Annotated in this window: 17 protein-coding genes; 7 read left to right on the top strand and 10 right to left on the bottom strand. The window is 35.3% G+C overall.

The genetic code is table 11. The features are described from left to right. Window positions 1–9: 9 nt before the first annotated feature. Window positions 10–921: a hypothetical protein gene (locus NBX25_RS00510; RefSeq protein ID WP_250252286.1), complete on the top strand. Its 912-nt coding sequence runs from the start codon at window positions 10–12 to the stop codon at window positions 919–921. On the opposite strand, the gene NBX25_RS00505 is transcribed toward NBX25_RS00510, so the two are convergent. Genes NBX25_RS00505 through NBX25_RS00495 form a run of 3 tightly spaced genes read right to left on the bottom strand, consistent with a single transcriptional unit; the run spans window position 922 to window position 4243 of the window. After that, on the bottom strand, window positions 922–2481 hold the full coding sequence (locus NBX25_RS00505; protein ID WP_250252283.1) for a helix-turn-helix domain-containing protein: 1560 nt from the start codon (window positions 2479–2481) through the stop codon (window positions 922–924). It lies immediately after the preceding gene. Window positions 2482–2493: 12 nt separating this feature from the next. Then, on the bottom strand, window positions 2494–3135 hold the full coding sequence (locus NBX25_RS00500; RefSeq protein ID WP_228412902.1) for a YdeI/OmpD-associated family protein: 642 nt from the start codon (window positions 3133–3135) through the stop codon (window positions 2494–2496). Further along, a complete protein-coding gene (locus NBX25_RS00495) occupies window positions 3110–4243 on the bottom strand; it encodes a serine hydrolase domain-containing protein (protein WP_250252280.1) in 1134 nt (377 codons plus the stop codon). The genes NBX25_RS00500 and NBX25_RS00495 overlap by 26 nt, the downstream gene beginning before the upstream one ends. Before the next feature lie 97 nt (window positions 4244–4340). Here NBX25_RS00495 and NBX25_RS00490 point away from each other — a divergent pair, with 97 nt between their 5' ends. Next, complete coding sequence (locus NBX25_RS00490) at window positions 4341–5669, top strand: M48 family metalloprotease (RefSeq protein WP_250252278.1); 1329 nt, start codon at window positions 4341–4343, stop codon at window positions 5667–5669. Window positions 5670–5878: 209 nt separating this feature from the next. On the opposite strand, the gene NBX25_RS00485 is transcribed toward NBX25_RS00490, so the two are convergent. The 3 genes from NBX25_RS00485 to NBX25_RS00475 form a co-directional block, all read right to left on the bottom strand. Then, entirely contained in the window at window positions 5879–7408 is a 1530-nt protein-coding gene (locus NBX25_RS00485; RefSeq protein WP_250252276.1) for a hypothetical protein, read from the bottom strand. Between the two features lie 100 nt (window positions 7409–7508). Further along, the gene (locus NBX25_RS00480) at window positions 7509–8333 is read right to left on the bottom strand and encodes a hypothetical protein (RefSeq protein WP_123909356.1); all 825 of its coding nucleotides are present in this window, start codon (window positions 8331–8333) and stop codon (window positions 7509–7511) included. A gap of 105 nt (window positions 8334–8438) precedes the next feature. Then, on the bottom strand, window positions 8439–9980 hold the full coding sequence (locus NBX25_RS00475) for a glycine--tRNA ligase (protein WP_123909355.1): 1542 nt from the start codon (window positions 9978–9980) through the stop codon (window positions 8439–8441). A gap of 326 nt (window positions 9981–10306) precedes the next feature. Here NBX25_RS00475 and NBX25_RS00470 point away from each other — a divergent pair, with 326 nt between their 5' ends. Together NBX25_RS00470 and NBX25_RS00465 are read left to right on the top strand one after the other, a co-directional pair. After that, entirely contained in the window at window positions 10307–11023 is a 717-nt protein-coding gene (locus NBX25_RS00470; RefSeq protein ID WP_250252274.1) for a pseudouridine synthase, read from the top strand. A 221-nt stretch (window positions 11024–11244) separates the two neighbouring features. Further along, window positions 11245–12282 (top strand): quinone-dependent dihydroorotate dehydrogenase, encoded by a 1038-nt coding sequence (locus NBX25_RS00465; protein ID WP_250252272.1) that lies wholly within the window; start codon window positions 11245–11247, stop codon window positions 12280–12282. A gap of 169 nt (window positions 12283–12451) precedes the next feature. On the opposite strand, the gene NBX25_RS00460 is transcribed toward NBX25_RS00465, so the two are convergent. Next, window positions 12452–13345 carry a hypothetical protein gene (locus NBX25_RS00460; protein WP_250252269.1) on the bottom strand — a complete coding sequence of 298 codons (894 nt, stop codon included), beginning with the start codon at window positions 13343–13345 and terminating at the stop codon, window positions 12452–12454. A gap of 16 nt (window positions 13346–13361) precedes the next feature. Then, window positions 13362–14606 (bottom strand): DUF445 domain-containing protein, encoded by a 1245-nt coding sequence (locus NBX25_RS00455; protein WP_250252267.1) that lies wholly within the window; start codon window positions 14604–14606, stop codon window positions 13362–13364. A 177-nt stretch (window positions 14607–14783) separates the two neighbouring features. Here NBX25_RS00455 and msrB point away from each other — a divergent pair, with 177 nt between their 5' ends. The 3 genes from msrB (at window position 14784) to NBX25_RS00440 (ending at window position 16494) form a co-directional block, all read left to right on the top strand. Then, the gene (gene msrB / locus NBX25_RS00450; protein ID WP_502799721.1) at window positions 14784–15230 is read left to right on the top strand and encodes a peptide-methionine (R)-S-oxide reductase MsrB; all 447 of its coding nucleotides are present in this window, start codon (window positions 14784–14786) and stop codon (window positions 15228–15230) included. A gap of 20 nt (window positions 15231–15250) precedes the next feature. After that, complete coding sequence (locus NBX25_RS00445) at window positions 15251–15637, top strand: DUF7079 family protein (protein WP_123909350.1); 387 nt, start codon at window positions 15251–15253, stop codon at window positions 15635–15637. A gap of 98 nt (window positions 15638–15735) precedes the next feature. Then, window positions 15736–16494, top strand: coding sequence for a murein L,D-transpeptidase catalytic domain family protein (locus NBX25_RS00440; RefSeq protein WP_250252265.1), 759 nt, complete (start codon window positions 15736–15738; stop codon window positions 16492–16494). Between the two features lie 15 nt (window positions 16495–16509). Here the strand turns inward: NBX25_RS00440 and NBX25_RS00435 are convergent, their stop codons facing one another. Together NBX25_RS00435 and NBX25_RS00430 are read right to left on the bottom strand one after the other, a co-directional pair. Then, window positions 16510–17889, bottom strand: a complete 1380-nt coding sequence (locus NBX25_RS00435; protein WP_250252264.1) for a HAMP domain-containing sensor histidine kinase — start codon at window positions 17887–17889, stop codon at window positions 16510–16512. After that, window positions 17886–18572, bottom strand: coding sequence for a response regulator transcription factor (locus tag NBX25_RS00430; RefSeq protein ID WP_250252262.1), 687 nt, complete (start codon window positions 18570–18572; stop codon window positions 17886–17888). Before NBX25_RS00430 ends, NBX25_RS00435 begins: the two co-directional genes overlap by 4 nt. Between the last annotated feature and the right edge of the window lie 110 nt (window positions 18573–18682).

The raw sequence follows: 18682 nt of genomic DNA, 5'->3' as shown, positions 1-18682 counted from the left end.
AATAAGATGATGAAAAAGAATTGTTTATTTATACTTATGTTTTTAAGTTTCCATTGTGTATTCTCGCAGGTTGGAATCAATACCCCAAACCCACAGGGTATTTTACACATTGACGGGCAGAAGGATAATCCGTCTACAGGATCATCGTTTACTCCATCTCAGCAAAGTAATGATATAATAATTACAGCTGCCGGCAGGGTCGGAGTAGGAATGCTTACTCCAGCGGTAAAAGTTGATGCGAGAAATTCAGGAAACGGTGCGATTGGATTTGGTACTTCTTCACTGACAGCAGCTGCGGCAGATGAAGGGGCACTTCGTTACAATAACGGTGTGGAATATTCTAATGGAAATGAATGGCTGCCTTTACTGACGGCACAGCCGGCAAGTAATAAAGTCATTGTGATTGCTGCCAAAACTAACAATAATGTAAAGCTTGCAGTTCCTTCTGCTGCGACAGTAACTGCGGGTCTTCAAAACCGGTCGAGCAATTATCTCGTAGACTGGGCAAAGATTTTTGAAAGTAATTCAGGAACTAACTTTAACGCATCCACAGGAGTTTTTACCGCTCCGCGAAATGGGGTGTATGTGGCTACTTTTACAACAGATCTGGCTCCTCTGGCCATCAATTATACAACAGACCCGTTAAATCCGATTCAAATAGAAGCTATCTGGCAGCTGTATGACAATACAGCAGGGTTATTGCCTGCAAATATTGTGAATACCATAAAATGTGTGAATACAATGTCTTCCAATAGTATAGGAAATATTGATGCCGGAAGTAATTGTACAGCATCATTCTATATGACTTCGGGACAGCGGCTGATGCCTTATATCTGGTTTAATTTAAATAATTCAAACCTGGCGAATTTCTCTTTGAACAACACGGGAGGATATAACAATCTTACAATAGCAGAACAATAATCAGGAGATCTCATCCAGAGTTTTGATAAAAGCGGAGGGATGAAGTCCTATAACCTTTTTGAATTCAAGGGAGAAGGCACTATGTGAAGAATATCCTGTAATCTCAGCAAGATGATTGATTTTGTATTTCCGGTATTGTGGTTCATTTTTTAATTGATTAACAATATAGTTGATCCGAAGATGATTGATGTACTGATTGAAGTTGAAATTTTTGTGCTTTTTAATGACCGCTGAAAGATATTTTGTATTAATATTCAAAGTATGGGCAAGGTTGTAACGCGAGATATTCTTGTCATTAAAATGCAGATTTTCCTCAAAGGTCTGTAAGCCTATTAAAATATTTTTCTCTACTTCAGGGGAAATTTTTATTTCTGAAGGATGGTTGATAGCTTGGAGTAGAGGATCTTCTCCTTTTTCTATAGGATCTTCTTCATAACTAACCGGAGAAATCCCTTCCTGGTATATTTTAGAGACCATTTCTTTATGCTTTTTTCTGAGTCTCATGATGTGAAACACAACAATACCCAGGACTGCAGTTAAAATAAGGCAGGCGGCAACTAAGGTTGTTGAAATCTTTTTACTTTTTGTAAGCTGCTGATCAAAATTCTCTTCTTTTTTTGAAAGGGTTTTATTGACTGCCATGGCTTTATTGTAGGCAATACTGTCTTTTAGTTTAAGATTTTCAAGATTGTATTTTTGAACATTGGGAACATCATTCAACTGAGAATAGGCTTCTTCAAGATTTTTTGTAACCTCTATTTTTTTCTCATTAAAGCCATACCGATTAACGATGGCTAATGCTTTTTGGTAATATAAAACAGCACTGTCAGGCTTGTTTTGTTTAAAAAATGAGAATCCAATGTCATTGAGAATATTAGATTTAAGATAATAATTACTCTCACCTACTAAAGAAAGAGCCTTTACAAAATATGGCTTTGCTTCTGTGAACCTGCTGACTTCGGATAAACTGTAGCCTATATTGGTATAAGCAGAGACCAGTAGTTCATTTCTTCTAGAGGCGTTTTTGATCTTTTGAAATTCTCGGATTGCGCTTATTGAATAGAATTCTTTCTTTTTATACTCATTTTTATTGAGGAGAATCAAAAAAGAATTATAGATCATTCCTTTCAATTCGTGTCCTTCATCAGTATTATTATTTTTTACCTCAGATAAAGCACTTTCGAGGCTTTTGGAAGATTCGTTGAGAAGACCCAGTTTTGCATATTGTGTTCCCTGCATTCTGTAAGCCAGCGCTTTCCCTATTGGATAATTGCTTTGCGTGGAGATTTTTAAAGCCTTTTCTGCAAAATCAAGACTGCTTTTGGCGTCTGATCTTAGATAGCTATTGTACGACTTTAAATAATAAGCTTTAGCAAGATATTCCGGAAAATTTCCTTTCTGTGCAGAATCAATAATATGATTCAAAACAATTTCTGAGCTGTCTGGATTTTTAGAAGAAAGAACCCGTGCATATTTATATTGTTCATCAAAATCAAATGTCTGTGAGAATGTAAAAATTGAAATAATGAAAAAGAAAAAGAAAGTGATTTTTTTCTTCATTGTGTTTTGTGTTTATTTTTTTTCGTATTTCCAGTTTCTCCCTTTTCCTTCCAAAATCCATTCCAATGACTGTTCTATTCTTTTATTCCGGGTAGTTTCTGTTTTTGCTTCTGCAATCCATGTAATGTATTCTTTTCTGAATGATGGGGAAGCTTTTTTAAAAACGTCCAATGCTTTTGGCTGAGCTTTAAGTGCAGATTGAAAATAATCAGGAATTTCCATTTCTGTTTTGCTCGGAGCAGCTTTTTTCATGGTAACCCCCATATCCGTAAGTTCTATGGCTTCTTTGATCGCTTTTTTCAGCTGAGGTTTTGAAGGAAGGTCTTCAATCTTTGTGATTTTACCCAAGCTAAACATAGAATTCTTTTCAATATCCTGAGTGATTTCCTGCATGGTTTTCATTTCTTTTTCCAGCCAGAACCCGAAGGTACAGTGTTGTTTGAATGAAGCCATCGCACAAAGGTTTTTTCCTTTGTAGATAAAATGCGGAAAACTCCACTTCATAGTTTCCTCAGCATCGGGACAGTATTCATGAACGATTTCGCGGATATAAATGAGAATCGGTTTCGCAAAATCGTGAGACTTTTCAATATAGGCATCTATTTTTGAACTGTATTTTTCCATAGCTTTATTGAAATAATTGTACAATTTCATTCACCAGGAATTTCACCTGATCTGGTCTTCCCCTGTCATTTTTAGGATTGTTAGCATAGCTTCCCGTTTTTACAATAACCATATTGTACTCAGGAACCATAATGATATATTGTCCCTGAAGCCCTAGAAAATAATAATGTTTGATGGGGTTGTCGTGATTGATCCAAAGACCCATTCCGTAAATGTTTTCAGACTTTTCTGTTGGGGTTCTCATCTGCTCAATAAAATCTGTATTAAGAACCTGCTGATCTCCAACTTTACCATCATTCAGAAATAAAAGTCCCAGTTTGGCAAAGTCTCTTGCATTGGAGTGGATACAGCAATAGGTTTTTTCCATTCCATAATTATCTGTACTCCATTTTGCATCCTGTTCCATTCCCATTGGAATCCAGAATTTTTCAGAGAGATAGTTGGCCAGTGGTTGTTTCAGTGCCTTTTTTAAAGCAAAACCAAGAAGTTGAGTAGTTCCGCTTTGATATTCAAATCTTGTTCCCGGCTGTTCTTTGAATTTTCGTGAAAATACGGCCTTTACAAGACTCTTTCCATAATACGCTTTGGCATTAGGAAGAAAAGGATTATTATAGTTTTCATCCCAGTCAAGACCAGATTCCATTTGAGCCAGATTCTTAATGGTAACCTGGTCTCCGAAAGTTTTCTCTTTAAATTTAGGATAAAAATTGGATAGGTTTTCATTAATATTATTAATTATCCCTTCTTCTAAAACTTTTCCTAAAAGCATAACGGTAACAGCCTTTGCCATAGAAAAAGAGTTGGTCTGAGAGAGCTGATTATAACCCTCCCAGTATTGTTCATGAAGAATCTTCCCATCTTTTATCACTACAAAAGCTGCCGTTTTAGAATGTTTTAAATTATCAACTAAGATTTTCGGTAATTCTTTTTTGTTGTATTCGGAATGCTCTTCCCATCGTTTAGGAGATCCTGTAGGAATAGGATGACTGGGAAACAGATTTCCATCATCAATATAGGCGCTTGATCTTCCTTTAAGGTAAGTTTTGGAAATGCCACTAAATAAATAATCATATCCCAAAAAGTAAGCTGCTGCTGCACCTGCTACAGCACCACCTATCATGTATTTTAGTATTCTCATTTTTCGTCAATTGGTCTTTAACAAATTTAAAATAATTTGGATGAAAAAATGAAAATGAATTATCAAATACATTATTTTTGTTTCATTGATGAAAAATATGACCAGAAAACTTATTGTATTGATGTGCTTCCTGCTATCTGTGGCAGGAATTTCCCAAACTTATAAAACAATAGATACCGCAGATTACCTTCAGCGGAAAGAATTTTTAAGAAATTTCACAGTCAATAATGAAAACCTAATAAAAAGGCTGAGGTCACAGTATTCGGGACGAGGAGGGGCTACAATTTCCAAGATGTATAAAGAATTCGGGACTAATTTTGAAAATCAGGTGAAGAATAAAGACTTTGTTTTTAAATCTGAGTTTGATGTTGTTATTAAATCTTTAGTAGAACGCCTTAGAAAAAATAATCCCAAAGTTCCCAAGGATCTTAAAATTCTGATCGCAAGAGATAATACTCCTAATGCTTACTGTCTTGCAGACGGAACTTTTGTCATTAACATGGGACTGTATAACTGGATGGATAATGAAGTGCAGATTGCGGGGGTAATTTCCCATGAATTAGGGCATAAAATGGAGGAGCATACCCTAAAAATGGTTCTGAATCTTGTAGAACAAAATGAGTTGGATAAAAGCACCGTGCAGAATATCAAGGAAACTACCGATATACGAAGCCTGGGGCGAAATCAAAAAGCATTTGATATTTTTAAAAATAGAGTTTACAAAAAAAGCATCGAAAAAAGAAAGCAGGAAATGCAGGCCGACTCTTTGGGGTATGTTATTTTTAGAAACAGTGAATTTAAGAACAGTGAATTTGTCAACGGTTTGAAAGTGCTTCAGACGTTTGATTCAATTTCTCCCAGAGAACTTAAAATAGAAACCTATAAAAAACTTTTTGATCTTCCCAAGCAGGCGTTTAAGGAGAAATGGATGAAGAAAGAGGATTTTTCTCTTTACAATTATAATTTTTATAAAGAAAAGCTCAACAAAGATTCTGTAGCATCACATCCCGAAATGGTTAGAAGGATAGAAAAACTTAAAAAGATTTTTCCTGAGCTGAATACTTCCATAGAACAGGAAAAACCTTCCGAAGCTTATCTCGCTTTGAAAAAAACGGCAAGGATGGAGATTCTTCCGAACTATTTCCATTCTGAGGATTATGGAGTTGGGATTTATGCAGCGATGCAGTTTATTCAGGATGGAGAAGAGGAAAGATACTATAAAGAATGGTTAGGTAAATGTTTTGCTAAAATTTATGAAGCCAGAAAGAATTATAATCTAAATCGTTATCTGGACCGGATAGAACCTAAAAATCAAAGTGAAAGTTATCAGCAGTTCCTGAATTTTATGTGGAATCTAAGTCTGGATGAGATCAAAAATATTTCAGATTATTATCAGGTCGCTGGAATTGCTACAATACCGAAATAGTATCATAAGTCGGTGTGAGCATCACAATACTTTAGATTTCTAAAACGAAAAACTATCTCAAATGTGAGATAGTTTTTCGTTTTAGCCAAGTATACACAAATAATTTTATTTACTTAAAGCCTACGTGCCTATATGGGTTAAAAAAATCTTTACCATATAGGCACATAGAATACAGATGTGAACAATAATGTTGAAAGAACAATTTTTAATTAATAGTTCAGTTTTTCTAAACGGATTTTGTTGAATTTTTCTTTCTCATTATACTCACGAAGTAAGATATAGCCTTCTTTTCCTACATATGGGATAACGGTGTAATTGTCTTTTTCCGAAATAGGAATGATCTCCTGTTTAAATTTTCCGTCAATAATAGTATTGATAAAGAGATTCCATCTTTTTTGCTTTGTAACTTCATCCTTCTGATAGTCACGATAGAAGAATACCACATCTTTACCTCCGTTAAGATATTGCGAAAACAGGTAGTCACTGTTTACCCACTTTGATTTTTCCTTTTCAAAAACCTGAACATTTTTTACTTTGAAGTCTTTATCTGTGTAAATGTAAACAAGATCGGTTGTTTTAGGAGCAGAATATTGGCCTGCAGGCTTATATTTTTCGGATAAAATCCCAACACTTCCGTCATTCATAAAATACATGTCTTTGGTTTGCAGCATATAGCCATTTTCTACAAAACCATTTTTATCAACTTTGGGAAGAAAAGCAGCAATATTCGGATCAAAATTAATGACCTTGGTATCTGTCGTAAAATTTGACTTATCCACCATCATTCTTGCAAACCCTACAAAATCAGAATTATTGTAATTTCTTCCCAAGAGGACCACTTTGTCATCAAACGTTTTATCATTATCAAGCTTTCTGTAATCAGAATAGAAAGAGTCAATATTATCTATAGCATCATCAGAAAGCCCTGTAATAGGTTTATTTGATGCTTCTTTTCCCGTTTTCATGTCAATGACCAGAAGACTGAATGTTTTGTCTTTTTCATTTACCTTTTTCATCACACAATACATATAGTTTTCATCTCTTTCAAGAACCGATAATGTGGTGAAAATATTTTTGCTACCTTCGGTATTGTACTTATACCTCCAGACCTCCTTTTTGTTAGTATCAAAACGGATCAGGTTATTGCTGTTTTGATACTTTCCATAATCCTTATATTCTATAGCAAAATAACCTCCTTCTTTTAATTCTCCAACTGCCGAAACATAATTATAGCCTTTTTCCTTTTTCTCGTCACGGTTTTCTTTACGCTGTTCTTTCCAGCTTTTGGGTTCATTGATCTCTTTGAAAGTGCCATCTTCCAGATAATCATAATATATTTTTCTGGTAATTGTATTTGTCTTGGGATCTATGACCATAGAAACAGGAGTGAATATTTCTCTGCTCTTTACCAGGGAATAATCCATCATAGAAGGTTTGAGAATAATCTGTCCTTTGAAGTCCACATATCCTCTATAGGAAGCTGCTGTAATATCTCCTTCGAATTCCCTGTTCGCAACGGGGTTAAGATTTTTGTCTAAAATAACATATTCAAACTTCTTTGCCTTTTCTCCGGATTTCCCATAAGAATAGAGGGAAACATAGCCATAAAGATTGTCTTTATCATCAAATAGAGCATTCATTCCTACATGATCTCCTGCGGCTAATGTTGTTAAATCCTGAGTTTGGGAAAATGCAAATGTTTGGGTAAGTCCAAACATCAATAAAGTAATTTTTTTCATGGTTGAATTTTGAACTAAAATAATAAATTATAGTACTCTTTGTTAAAGAAAATAAAAAGCCCTGAAAAATCAGAGCTCAGTATCTTAATAAAGTAAACAATTACTTGTTATACTCGTAAAGGTAAGTGTGTTTATTGGTTCCAAAAGCAGAGCTTGTATAGGTCATTACCGATTTAGTAGGGTAATTAGCGGTATTAAGAGTATGAACGGCGCTGGTCTTGGTCGTTCCATTCGATGCCCCTGCATAATTTCCATCTGCTTTTACCAGGTTATTGTAGCCTAATTCCCCATCTGAGAGAGAGAATAGATCCATTTTTATATACCCTTTTACGTTTTTCATAGGATGGTTATTGCCGTCATAAGAAAATGTAGTACTGTAGGTTGTTCCGTTGTTCGAATAAGTGATTGAAAGCAGGTTTCCATTAGCATCCAGATAAATATCTTTGTCCTGGTACTTAATATCTGAGTAAGTTCCGGTCGTTGGATTATAGAGATAGGTTTGAAGAGCTTTATGTTTTACATGGCTGTCACTCAGATATTGAAGGGTTTCGGTGTAAACCAGTGTTCCGGGCTGGTGTTTATCCGTTACTTTTTCAGAAATCAGTTTTCCGTTGGCATAAGAAAACTCTCTCATAATTTGTAGTGCACCAGTCTTGGAATATACTTCAGATTTTATGATATAATCTCCGTCATACGTATATAATGTCTTTTCATTATCTGCAACATCAAAAGCTTCAACTATTCTTGTACCGTTGTACTTATACTCTATAGTAAAAGAATCGCCGTCCTGAGTAATCTCGGTTGATTTCTTTAGAAGATAAGGAGTAGATTGATTATTATTGTTGTTATCTGTACTGTCATCATTTGATGAACTGCAGCTGGCCATTACTGCCAAAACAAGTGATGAAATAATTAATTTCTTCATAGGTATAATTAGTTTTTTTAATTGCTTCAAAAGTAATCATTTTCCCAATACGGATATGAATATTTTTTGAAAAGGAAAAAGCCCTGAATTATCAGGGCTTTTACATTATATTTTAGAAAGTAGATTTCTGAAGTTGGTCTTCTCATCAATGATCCTTCTTAACTCTGAAACCGGAACTCTTTCCTGCTGCATCGTATCTCTGTCTCTGATGGTAACGGTATGATCTGTTAATGAATCATGGTCTACGGTGATACAGTATGGAGTACCGATCGCATCCTGTCTTCTGTAACGTTTTCCGATCGCATCTTTTTCTTCGTAGAATAAGTTGAAATCGTATTTCAGATCGTTGAAGATCTTTTCTGCATATTCTGCTAAACCATCTTTCTTCATTAATGGAAGAATAGCCGCTTTAATTGGCGCTAAAGCCGGAGGTAAAGATAAAACTGTTCTTTCAGAACCGTCTTCTAATACTTCGTCTTTTAAGCAGTGAGAGAAAATAGAAAGGAATAATCTGTCTAAACCTACAGACGTTTCCACTACATAAGGAACATAGTTTTCATTTCTTTCAGGATCGAAGAACTGAAGCTTTCTTCCGGAGAATTTTTCGTGAGCCTTAAGGTCAAAATCAGTTCTTGAGTGAATTCCTTCCAATTCTTTGAAACCAAACGGGAAGTTGAATTCAATATCAGCCGCTGCATTGGCATAGTGCGCTAATTTTTCGTGATCGTGGAATCTGTAATTATCATTCCCTAATCCTAAAGCTAAGTGCCAGTTCAGACGCTTTTGTTTCCAGTTTTCGTAGAATTCCAGTTCTGTACCCGGAGCTACGAAGAACTGCATTTCCATTTGTTCGAATTCACGCATTCTGAAGATAAACTGTCTTGCAACAATCTCGTTTCTGAAAGCTTTACCAATCTGTGCAATACCGAAAGGTAATCTATGACGTGAAGTTTTCTGAACATTTAAATAGTTCACAAAAATACCTTGTGCCGTTTCCGGTCTTAAGTAAAGATCCATTGCGCTGTCTGCAGAAGCACCAAGCTTAGTTCCAAACATTAAGTTGAACTGTCTTACTTCTGTCCAGTTTTTGGAACCTGTATCAGGATCAGCAATTTCAAGCTCTTCAATTAATGCTTTTACATCAGCAAGATCTTCATTTTCCAGAGACTTTGCCAATCTTGAAAGAATCGCCTCTCTTTTTGCTCTGTATTCTAAAATTTTTGGATTTGTAGCAACAAATTGGTCCTTATCGAAAGCATCCCCGAATCTCTTCGCTGCTTTTTCAATTTCTTTATTTTCTTTATCTTCAATTTTAGCACAATAGTCTTCTACCAAAACGTCTGCTCTGAAACGTTTTTTAGAATCCTTATTATCAATCAATGGATCGTTGAAAGCATCTACGTGGCCTGATGCCTTCCATGTGGTTGGGTGCATAAGGATTGCCGAATCAATACCCACAATATTTTCGTTAAGCTGTACCATAGCTTTCCACCAGTATTGTTTGATATTATTTTTAAGTTCAGCTCCATTCTGTCCATAGTCATAAACAGCGGATAAACCATCATAGATCTCACTTGAAGGGAAAATAAACCCATATTCTTTGGCGTGAGAAATTACTTTCTTGAAAACATCTTCTTGCTTTGCCATAATTTTTTTACGTCTGATGTGCAAAAATATGAATTTGGATTCCAAAATCATGAAATTCAACAAAAAAAGGTATAATAATACTTGAAATAGGTCTTTTTTTGTTTTTTAGGAGCCGGGAACCTGCTTTCGCTACTCGCTTTTTCTTAGTTTCGGCGGCGGCTTTGCCGCCGCCGAAACTAAGAAAAGAGCTCAAACATACCGCTCAATCAGGGCTATTGACTGCTGCGCCTCTACAAGCCTGTTAGGTTTAGAATAAGAATAACCTCTTACATTTTTAAACCTTCTCACTGAAATAAGAATCAGTAGAAAATTTCTACTTTTGCACCATGTTAGAAATTCTTTATCGGGACGAGCACATTATTGCCATCAATAAACCCAGTGGACTATTGGTTCATAAATCTTTCTATGCAGGAGAAGCCGATACTTATGCTATTCAGGAACTGAAGAAACAAATTGGGCAAAAGGTTTATCCTGTGCATCGTCTAGACCGCAAAACTTCAGGAGTTTTGCTGTTTACTTTAGATAAAGATACGCTTAGAATTATGAGCGAACAGTTTGCATCACGTGAAGTAGAAAAGAAATATCTTGCCATTCTTCGAGGCTGGGCCAAAGAAGAAGAAACCATCGATTACGACTTGGTTAATGAAAATGAAGTCAAGCAAAATGCAGTGACCAACTATCGTCGTTTGCAGACTTCGGAAATAGATTTACCTTTTTTAAAACATCAGACTTCGAGATATTGTTTGGTAGAAGCCATTCCTGAAACAGGAAGATTTCATCAGCTGAGAAAGCATTTTAAACATATTCTGCATCCTATCTTAGGTTGTAGAAAACATGGCTGCAATAAACAGAATAAGTTGTGGCTTCAAACATTTGACATTAACAAAATGACGCTTCATGCTCATCAATTGATTTTTAATCATCCTATTTCTAACGAAAGAATTATAGTAAATGCCACTATAGATGAAGAGTTCAAAAGAGTAGGGGATATTCTGAAATTTGATTTAAGTTCGTACTCTAAACCCAAAGACTTTATTGAATAAGCTTTCTGTATCAAAGGAAAAATTTCCGGGAATTATCCATGTCAAGGTTTAAAACCTTGACATGGATAGTCGAATAGAGTAAAAAAATATCTCACTGATATTGTTGATTAAGCGGATGTTTAGGTTCTATAGATAGCGTTCATAATACCTTTTTTGATAAAATATCATAGGGTAATCAACCATTAATTTTAAAATGAGTAATTTTGTAAAACTTTTTTTCAATGTACAAATCGCTCATTCGTCCGATTCTTTTCAAATTTGATCCCGAAGAAGTGCATCACTTTACTTTTTCGATGCTTAAGAATTTTGGATTTCTTACTAAATTATTTTTCCCCAAACCTATTGAAGATAAACGTCTGGAAAGAGAAGTTTTCGGATTGAAATTTAAAAATCCTGTAGGGCTGGCTGCCGGTTTTGATAAAAATGCTGTTTTATTTAATGAATTGGGAGACTTAGGTTTCGGGTTTGTAGAAATTGGAACGGTTACCCCAAGAGCTCAGGCAGGAAATCCTAAGAAAAGATTATTCCGTTTGATTGAAGATGGAGGAATTATCAATAGAATGGGATTCAACAACGATGGGTTACAGGCTGCGATTGAAAAACTGAAATCCAATAAAGGAAAAATAATCATCGGTGGAAACATCGGAAAAAATACAGATACAAAACCTGAAAACTATACACAGGATTACCTGGATTGTTTTGAAGGCCTTCATCCGCATGTAGATTATTTTGTACTCAATGTAAGCTGTCCGAATGTTGGAAGTCATGCGAAGCTGGAAGATGTGGAATATCTTCGTGAACTGATTACGGAGGTAAAGAAAATCAATCAGTCAAAATCTGTACAGAAACCTATATTACTTAAAATTGCTCCGGATCTTAATGATGTCCAATTGGATGAAATTATAGATCTTATTGCAGAAACAAAAATAGATGGTGTAATCGTTTCCAATACCTCGGTGAATAGAGAAGGATTGAAGACCTCTCCTGAAGTTTTAGATCAGATCGGAAACGGAGGGTTAAGCGGAAAACCAATTCGTGAGAGAAGTACAAAAATGATTAAATACCTTTCCGATAAAAGCAACAGAGCATTTCCAATCATCGGAGTAGGAGGAATTCACTCCGCAAAAGATGCTATTGAGAAATTAGATGCCGGGGCAAGTCTGGTTCAGTTATATACCGGATTTATTTATGAAGGACCAGAGTTGATTAATGAAATTAACAAAGAAATTTTAAAAAGAGCAAGCAGATTGCCAAGATAAATATAAAGAGACCGATGGTCTCTTTTTTTTGTTTTAGCCACGGATGCACGAATTTTCATTAATGCTATCTGCTATAAATTCACATAAAAACCCTTTATTTCCTGAATGCATAAATAAAAAATTCGTGCATTCGTGGCAAGAAAAAATATGATGTTAGATAGAATCCTTTTTATTTTGACTTTGTTACAGCAGCATTTTTAATATCAACAGTTAGTGTATAAGCTGGAGAAGAATTCGATTTGCCGATTTTATACATTATCGTTTTGCCATCCTTTGATTTTGTTTTGGTGGTGTCATAGATATTTTCCAGACAGCTTTCAGTAAGGAATTCTTCATATCTTTTATAATTCCAGTCTTTGGTAAAATAAAGAAGCCGATAACCTTTTTCACCCTCGCTGGCTCCGCATCTTCCACAAGCATTAAGGTTAGATGAATGTTCGAAATACAATAAAACCCGGTTCCCTTTTTCTCCGGAAATGGAGGAAATCAGTTCATTCCCTCCATATTGATTGATGATATCAAATGTATTGATTCTTTTATGGTTAGGTAAGATTAGATAATTATTGTAACGATAGATCATATCATTGCCGGTGAATAATTTAGCAGACTGAACTTTATCTTTATTCTCCAGATAAAAGCTTCCTGAAATAGGATTTTTCTGAGTTTGATCCTGCCCAAATAAGATCGTTTCTTTGGGAGTAAAATTTTTGACAATTTCAGCTGTTTTTTCAATGTCCTGTGGCGAGTTGATTTTTTCTTTAAACTGGTTGGAAATCTGTTTGTGCTTAGGACCAAAATTATACAATGACAGCTTACCATAATCATAAAGTCCTGTTAGAGGAATTTTCTTCTGGTATTTATCGTAGTAATACCAACCCTCCACAAAATGCTGGTATAAATTGCAATCCGGAATGCCGTCATAATGAAGCTCCAGTGTAACGGGAGCACCTGCAATTTCTCCCTTAAAGATTTGAGAAGAATCTGTGACGGTTTTTAATTCTACTTTTTGGCTTTTACCCGGAAGGAAAAAGGAAAGTAAGAGAACAATAAGAAGTTTTTTCATGGTTATATTACCGTTTTTAAATAAAGAAATGGGCAATGGTATAAATGATAAGCCCTACCAGGCCTCCTACCAAGGTTCCATTAACACGGATGAACTGAAGATCTTTTCCTACTTCCAGTTCCATTTTTTCGCTCAATTCCTTACCCTTCCAGTTACCCACAGTAGTACTGATGAGGTTTCCGAATTGATGCGTGTTTTTCAAAATATATTTATAGGCCGTTACCCGAACCCAATGATCGATTTTATTTTGAAGATTTTCATCGGCTTTTAAATTTTGTGAAAATTCGTTCAGGTTTTTGGAAAGATAATTTTTCAAGGCAGAATGGTCTTCCTGCAGTTCTTTTATCAGTGTTTTTTTGATAGAGACCCAAATATCATTGGAATACTCATCAAGCTTATCATTTTTAAGTAATCCATCTTTAATAGTTTTAAATTCCTCCTCCCATTTAGGATCTTCTTTAAGATCAACGGAAAATTCATGAATTTTTTGAGTAATTAAAGTTCTTACTTCATGTTCCGGATCTTCTTCTATTTCTTTGAAGAAATCAGACAGCCCATCTGCAATCTTATCTGCAATTTTATTATCAACAAAAGAGGGGATGAAAGTGTAACTTCCTTTCTTTACCCGGTCTTTAATCATTTCATCATTTTGAATAATGTATTCCTTGATCTGTTTGGAAAGATTGGTAATAATTCTCTGATGGTCATTCTTTTCCAGGATATAATGAATACCATTTCCTACCACTTTGTTAAGTTTGATATCATCTGTCATTTCTGAGACCTTTTTACTGATGAACAGACTCACGGTAGAATCATCAAGCTTATTGAGAATATCAAGAACTATATCCGACAGGTTGCGGATCAGAATATCTTGATTTTTTTCCTTGGCAAGCCACTCTCCGGCAAAGCCTGAAACTTTTATTTTTTGAATGTAAGGCCGGATATTTTGGGGCGAAAGAAAATTACTGACAACAAAACTTCCCAGATTATCTCCTAATCTCTGCTTGCTGTTTTCAATCAGATTGGTATGCGGAATCGGAAGCCCCAGCGGATGCCGGAACAAAGCGGTCACTGCAAACCAGTCGGCCAATGCACCTACCATAGCAGCCTCTGCAAAAGCACGTACATAGCCAATCCAATGAGAAGAATTGGACTTCTGCATGATGGTTGTCACAATGAAAATAAGGGCCATCAGAACAAATAGCCCTGTAGCAAATGCCTTATATTTTCTAAGCTGTTTTCTTTTTGCTTCGTCATTCATATTCTCAAATTTACTAAATTTGGTTATGAAACCATTTAATCTTAATAAAGCTTTTTAGTATAAAGGTTTATTAAACTTTAAAAGTTAAAATTTATGATGAGATTTTTAATTTCAGTCATCATATTAATTGTCCTGCAGGGATGTACGCAGAAACAACAACCTATTAAAATTACTTCTATGGAAAATAAAGAAGCAAAAAACAATCCATATTACTCAAGAACCGATACTGCAAAACTGAATGTCTCCAATGACGAATGGAAGAAAATTCTGGCTCCTGATCTTTACGCAATCGCAAGAGAAGCAGCTACAGAAAGAGCTTTTACCGGAAAATATAATGACTTTGATGAGTTAGGAGATTATTATTGTGCGGTTTGTGGGAATCATTTATTCCGATCCACTTCAAAATTTTCGAGCAGCTGTGGATGGCCAAGTTTCTTTGAAGCAGATAAAGAAGGCGTATACTACAAAAGAGATCAGGCGTATGGAATGGATAGGGTAGAAGTGCTTTGTAAGAGATGTGATTCTCATTTGGGACATGTGTTTGATGACGGGCCAAAGCCTACAGGATTGAGATATTGCATGAATTCCGTAAGTCTGGAATTCGTCCCGGATTCGCAAAAATAAAATCACTTTATTTTGTCGTTATGGAAAAAGATAGCCTAGAAAAACGGAAGCAGGTCTGGGTCGCTTTGTCGGAACTATATCTTGATACTGAGCTGCAGGAATCAGATTTTAAATACTTGATAAAGACTCTCTTTGAAAGCCCATTTACTTTAAAAGAGACCAAAAAGATTGACCAGTATGAGGTTTTTCCTGTACTTTTCTCAAACCTATTGAGTCCGGCAGGAGAATGGGGAGGATTCAGTGAACAAATATTGGTTAAAAATATTATGAAATGGATTGAAACAAGAAGTAAGCTGGATATTTTTGCCATTCAATGTCTTTACCCTATTTATAGCAAGATAAATAGGAGTTATTGGAAAAGGATAGAAGAGATTTATAATCAGATAGATGGCGGAGCTCACCGTTAAAGTTTCTTAAATTCAGTTAAACTTTTTAGACTTATAAGTGGCTGATAGCGATGTTTTTATAATTTTGCCCCACTAATTTGGTACTAATATATTATTGAATGAAAGGATTTTATGGCGTAATAGGCCTTGTTTACATGGTGACGACTTCATTCTACATCTCTCCGAAAGCGGTGGTGAAGAATGAAAACGTCAACATAACAAAGACAGAAAGAGTAACTGACACGAAATCTGAGAAAAATACTACTACAGCAGTATCTTCTTCAGAAGCACTCTACCAATCCATTGAATTTGACCCTGAGCATGAACTGAACTATGAAGTTTTTTCTAAAGCATTAACAGGATTTGAAAACCTAAAGAAAGCAGGATTGCTTACTGATGAGTCGCATTTATTGACTATCTGCGATTTTTCTATGTCTTCTAATACCAAAAGACTTTGGGTCATTGATCTTAATGACAAAAAAGTAGTATTCAACTCATTGGTTGCCCATGGTAAAAATACAGGCGAAGAATTTGCCACGAATTTTTCTAACACGGAAAGTTCGCGACAGAGTAGCATGGGATTTTATATCACAGATGCAACGTATCAGGGAGATAATGGATATTCATTGAGATTATTAGGAATGGATAAAGGATTCAATGATGCTGCGTACAGAAGAGCAATTGTAATGCATGGTGCAGATTATGTAAGTGATGCATTTGCAGCAGTACATAAAAGAATCGGAAGAAGCTGGGGATGTCCTGCTGTTCCCAGAGAACTCTCACAATCAATGATCAATACGATAAAAGGAAGAAATCTATTATTCATCTACTATCCTGATCAGAATTATCTTTCCTCTTCGGAATGGTTAAAAGCATAAGAAAAAGCAGTCTGATCAGACTGCTTTTTTAATTTTAGAAGAAAATTCTATGGTAAATGTACTTCCTTTAGAAACCTCAGAATCTACATAAAGGTTTCCTTCATGAATTTCTACAATTCTTTTTACGATAGACAACCCAATCCCGTTTCCTTTTTCAAAATTTTTATTGGACCCTCTGTAAAACAGTTCAAATATTTTTGAGAGATCCTGTTCAGACATTCCTACACCTTGATCTACAAAACGGATTTTTATCGATGAGGTATGGGCTTCAATTTCTACCCTACAGCTTTTATCATTGGAATATTTACAAGCATTTTCCATAAGATTTGAAAAGGCTACTTGCAGTAAATAAGGGTTGCCATACCCATCATAATTGCTTTCCTCTTCATCATTACTTATATAGTTGATTCCGATTTTATAGTGGATGTTTTTTTTGATCAGTGCCAGCTTTGCCTCTGCTAAAATTTCATCTAAACGAATATTGGTAAAGCTGATCTGTGAAACATCATAACTGGCTCTTGCGAAATCTAAAAGCGCTGATGAAAGCTCTGAAGCATCATTAGCGTCCTGAAGAGCATTGTCAATAGAAAGTTTATAATCATCCAATGTTACATTCAGTTCTTTTGCAAGTTCGAGTTCTGCAATCAGGGTAGAAAGTGGTGTACGGAATTCATGAGAAATGGTCGTCACAAATTGTTTATGATTGTTAAATGATTTTTCCAGCCTGTTAAAAGTAGAGTTAAAAGTTTCGGTAAGCTCGTAAATTTCATCTTTGGCTTTCGGAACATCCAGACGCTGGTTGAGATTATGTTCTGAAATATCCCGGATTTGAAGAATGATATCTTTCAGAGGCTTCAAAGTATAATAGGAAAAAAGAAACCCGATAATGAAAATAACAATAACCGAACTGATATAAATGATAATAATATCTTTCTTAAACTCGGCGATATGGGCATTCCCGGTTACATCTACTGCACTTCCGATGATATAATAATCTTCTCCTGCCGATTTGAATTTAATGGCGATATACTGGCGATCATCCTGTTGCCAGAATAGTCTGTTTTTGTTGGATTTAATGATTTTATCGAGATATTTTTCATTGCTTTTTAATGGCGGAATATCAGTAAATGTCAGGTCTTTTTTGCTGTTGTAAACGCTGATATCGGCCTCATTCAACAATCTCTGGTTTCTTTGATGCAGTTCACGGATCTTTTCATCACTGATTCGGACATCAAAAATAAATTCGGAGCGCCAGATGACTTTATATCCTAAACGATCATTAAACTCATCTTCTCTGTTTTTTTCAGAGACCACATAGAGCACATAAGCAAACATAAAGAGAATGCCTGCCGTAAGAATGGCGTAAATTAATGCTGTTCTGGTTGCTATTTTCATAATTGTGAAGCGAAAATAAATCCTACGCCCGGTTTGGTGTGAATGAGTTTAGTATCAAAATTCTTATCTATTTTTTTACGTAAATAGGCAATGTATACATCAATATAGTTGGTTCCTGTATCAAAATGATTTCCCCAGACATTATCCGCAATTTCTTCACGGGTAAGAATTCGTTCCGCATTACTTACAAGAAAAACCAGGAGTTTGAATTCTTTTGGAGTAAGTTCTATTTCTTCATTATTTCTGAAGACACGGTTTATTTTTCGATTAATCTTAAGATCATGATATTCCAGATCAGTAAGGTAAGTTTCTTTGGCTTTATTTGAACTTCTTTGGAGAATAGCCTTTATTCTTACAAAAAGCTCTCTTATTTCAAATGGTTTTACCATATAATCATCGGCACCGGCATCAAATCCTTCTACCTTCTCATCAATGGTTCCCAATGCTGTAAGCATGATAATTGGGAGATCAGTATATTTCTGTTTAATGAATTTACACAAGTCTATGCCGTTCATTTTGGGAAGCATAATATCTGTAATAGCCAAATCAAAAGTTAATTTACCAAGCAGCGTAATAGCATCTTCTGCATCTTCAGAAATATATACCTGATAGCCCTGGCTTTCTAACCCTCGCTTTAACAGACTTGAAACCCGTGAATTATCTTCTATTATTAAAATTCTCATAAGGAAATATTAAAGGTGTTGAAGGCTGATTTTCAGTTCAGTATTTTGTTTTTAAAATATTGATTTCCAGCTTTCCTAAAGCCCTTTGCAAAGGTATTTCTTATTTTCTT

This window comes from Chryseobacterium sp. Marseille-Q3244 (assembly GCF_940807095.1).
Classification (GTDB): Bacteria; Bacteroidota; Bacteroidia; order Flavobacteriales; family Weeksellaceae; genus Chryseobacterium.
The sequence above is the reverse complement of the archived record's forward strand: the minus strand, read 5'-3'. Positions and strand labels throughout refer to the sequence as shown.